The 2,103-nt window shown below is 62.4% G+C and carries 2 protein-coding genes and 1 pseudogene; all 3 read right to left on the reverse strand.

Annotated features, from left to right (window positions below):
- Window positions 1-455: pseudogene (locus VFG49_RS06485) on the reverse strand (3-methyl-2-oxobutanoate dehydrogenase subunit beta); the annotation flags it as partial.
- Window positions 439-729 (reverse strand): 4Fe-4S dicluster domain-containing protein, encoded by a 291-nt coding sequence (locus VFG49_RS06490; protein ID WP_324858700.1) that lies wholly within the window; start codon window positions 727-729, stop codon window positions 439-441. The gene VFG49_RS06490 and the pseudogene VFG49_RS06485, both read right to left, overlap by 17 nt.
- A complete protein-coding gene (locus VFG49_RS06495; RefSeq protein ID WP_324858701.1) occupies window positions 726-2,057 on the reverse strand; it encodes an acetyl-CoA hydrolase/transferase family protein in 1,332 nt (443 codons plus the stop codon). The genes VFG49_RS06490 and VFG49_RS06495 overlap by 4 nt, the downstream gene beginning before the upstream one ends.
- Window positions 2,058-2,103 lie beyond the last annotated feature (46 nt).

Raw genomic sequence — 2,103 nt, forward strand, 5'->3', positions numbered from 1 at the left:
GCCAGCACGGTGAGGTCGAACATCTCCTGCACCGAGCCGGGCGCCAGCACGATGTTGCGATAGCAGCCGTGGCCTCCGCCTTTGACGCAGCAGAAGTAGTCGCTCTGCTCGGGAGCGATGTTGCCCAGTCCCGGGCCGCCGCGCACCACATCGACGATGACGCAGGGCAGCTCCGATCCCGCAATGTAGGAGATGCCTTCCTGCATCAGGCTCAGGCCGGGGCCGGAGGAAGCGCTCATCACGCGCTGGCCTGCCGATGCCGCGCCATACACCATGTTGATGGCGGAGACTTCGCTCTCGGCCTGTAAAAAAGTACCGCCCACTTCAGGTATGAGGAGGGCGGCGTATTCTGCGATCTCGCTGGCGGGAGTGATGGGGTATCCGTAGAAGGCCCGGCATCCCGCAAGCACTGCGCCTTTGACGACGGCGACGTTGCCTTTACAGAGCTGGCGCATGGCTACCTCCCTGGCCGGCATTCACCACCGCGCCGGCAACTTTGGGCGGCGGGATGAGGCGATACACGGTGATGGCGCCCGGTTCCGGACAGCAGTAGAAGCACGCGCCGCAGCCGGTGCAGTCTTCGCCGGTATACGTGGCAGGGTGCACGCCGTACTTGCTCAATTCGGGCGCGAGGAACAGGCACTTGGGCGGGCACGACTCCACGCACAGCCCGCAGCCTTTGCATTCGTCGATGTCGATGGTGACATTACCGCGCGGTTGCGTTGTCATACAGGTATCTGAACAACCTCCAGAGCGTTGCGCTGGAACCAGCGCTGCTTCTCGCAATACTCATGAAGCTGGTTGCGGAACTTGGGATGGGCAATCTGAATCAGCGCTTCGGCCCGCTGGCGAATGGTCCGGCCGTGCAAATAGGCGATGCCGTACTCGCTAACGACGTAGTGCACGTCGGCGCGTCCGGTGAGCACGCCGGCGCCGTGCGCCAGGCAGGGCACGATGCGGGAAACCGTCTCGTCTTTGGCGGTGGAGGGCAGGGCGATAATCGGTTTGCCGCCCTTGGAGCGCGCCGCTCCGCGGATGAAGTCAAGTTGCCCGCCGAACCCGCTATAGAACCAGGGGCCGATCGACTCGGCGCACACCTGCCCGGTCAAATCCACCTCGATGGCCGAGTTGATGGCCACCATGCGGTGGTTCTGCGCGATGCGCCAGGGATCGTTGGTATAGGCCGAAGGGTGAAACTCGAAGATCGGGTTCTCGTCCACAAAATCGAACAGGTTCCTGCCGCCCAGCACGAAGCCAAGGATGACCTTGCGCGGCTTGAAGTTTTTGCGCTCGCCATTGATGACGCCCGCCTCGATCAGCGGAATCGCGTTGTCGGAGAGCAGCTCAGTGTGGACGCCCAGATCGCGGCGGTCGATCAGGTTGGGCAGCACCGCATCTGGAATGCCGCCGATGCCACACTGCAGGACTGCGCCATCTTCAATCAGGGACGCCACGTTCGCGCCAATCACGTCGGTGATGGGATCGCTGGGATGCTTCTTCAGCTCGCATAGCGGCTGCGAAACTTCGACGATGGCATCGAGCTGGCTGACGTGGATGAAACTGTCGCCATAGGTGCGCGGCATCTGCGCGTTGACCTGGGCGACGACGCGATGCGCGAATTTGGCTGCCGTAAGCGTGGTGTCCACGCCGACTCCGAAGCTGCAATAGCCGTGTGGATCGGGCGGCGAAACCTGTATGAAAGCGACGTCGATGGTCATCTCGCCGGTTTCAAACAGCGCCTCGACTTCGCTTAAGAAAATCGGCGTATAGTCGGCGCGGCCTTCCTTCACCGCCTGGCGCACGTTGCCGCCGACAAACAGCGCGTTGTGACGAAAACTCTCCGCCATCTCGGCAGCGCAATAGGGTGAGCTGCCCAAAGTCAGCAGGTGCACCACCTCCACGTTCTTCACGTGCGGGGCGCGCGCGATCAGCGCTTCCACCAGTGCCTCAGGCTCGGCGCATCCCGGGTGGATGTACACCCTCATGTTCGACTCGACGCAGCTCACAGCTTCGCTGGCGGTCATCAGTTTGTTACGGTACTGGTCAATCCAGGACATATGACTCCTATGCATTCACTTCCTGGCTCACCGCGGGATAGCCGGC

This window comes from Dyella sp., assembly GCF_035685885.1.
Classification (GTDB): Bacteria; Pseudomonadota; Gammaproteobacteria; order Xanthomonadales; family Rhodanobacteraceae; genus Dyella.